At 47.4% G+C, this 1,316-nt stretch carries 1 protein-coding gene; it reads right to left on the bottom strand.

Annotated features, from left to right (window positions below; genetic code table 11):
- Positions 1-162: 162 nt before the first annotated feature.
- The coding region (locus IEW48_RS16670) for a transposase (protein WP_229704110.1) at positions 163-1,316 on the bottom strand (1,154 nt) is incomplete at its 5' end.

The raw sequence follows: 1,316 nt of genomic DNA, 5'->3' as shown, positions 1-1,316 counted from the left end.
GAGCTTTTTGCAAAATAACATTTTTACCGTCAGGTAACAAAAAGTTTGGCATCAAGTACCATAATTGGTTGTAGAGCGATTGTTCTGAGGTGATTGAGGGTATATTTTCCCCCTCCCCACCATATGCGGGCTTGTCATTTCCAGTATGCTTGACACGATTTACTATGCTACTGCTTCTTTCTGACCTTGCTTGGCTACTGCGAGTGCACTTAATAGCAAAACAATCGCATTCAGGTAGATGTGTGTTTTTACTTTTTGTATCCCACGCACATGGAGTCTGTTCGCTGTGAGATAGGTCTTCATGCGAGAGATACACCGCTCGACGGATGTTCTTTCGTTATACAGCGCTTTCCATTGTCGGGTGTCACGGTGTGGACGACTGTATCGTCTTAAGTCTTCTTCCGGTCGGATTTTGACCACCATGCCATAGTTCGAAGATGAGCAGGCCGCCATACCTAATGGACAATCCACCTTTCCAGTAGCATGGGGACAACGAAATTTCAGGTGCTTTTGATCCGACCCCCAATACGTCATCTCATACCCCATCGTACAACGTGGTGTACCATTGGATGTCATTCCTGCCGGGGGTTCCTTTTCGTTGCGTAAATTTAACGGAATGATGGCCTGTGCACCATGTCTGTAAGCGGATTGGTACACTTTGTCTTGATCATATCCGGCATCCATGATGAAATACTTCGGCTTCGTATCCAAGATTTCAGTAGATTGCGCCATAAGGTCTGGCGCTTGTTCTCCATCATTGACGTGGGCAGGGGTCACTTCCAAGGCAATGGGCAGCTCACTATGGGTATCTACGGCCAAGTGCACTTTGTAGCCAAACCAGGTCAATTTGTTTCCGAAAGCATCAAATTTGGCGCCCCAGTTGGCGTTAACCGTCTGAGCGCTCCGGGATTTAGGCTGTTTCTTTTCATAAGCCTCTATGGCCGCACTGTCAATGGCCACATGTTGACCATCGATAATTCCTTCCTCTAGGCACTGTTTCACAAGATCATCAAACAGTTGTTGGACCAGGTTCTGTTGGACTAGCTGGTCAAATACTCGGCTCAATGTTGAGACGGAAGGAGCGGGACGATCTAAAGAAAGACCGCATTGGTAACGAAAGCGTAGGTCAAGTTCTAAACGACGATGCAAGGTTGTAAAGGTATCAATGCCTTCCAGTGGAGCGGCGAGTAAGGCTCTTAAAATCCCTTGGCGGCAGTGACCGGCTGCGCCCCGGGGTGAAGCGCTTCTCAACTTTTTAGCATATGGACGTAAGTCCAATGAGCTAAAAAAGAGAGGCAATCTCTCACGAGATTCTA

The organism is Caldalkalibacillus thermarum, from assembly GCF_014644735.1.
In the GTDB taxonomy this organism is placed as follows: domain Bacteria; phylum Bacillota; class Bacilli; order Caldalkalibacillales; family Caldalkalibacillaceae; genus Caldalkalibacillus; species Caldalkalibacillus thermarum.
Note: the sequence above shows the minus strand (reverse complement) of the source record. Positions and strands in the feature narration are given on the sequence as shown.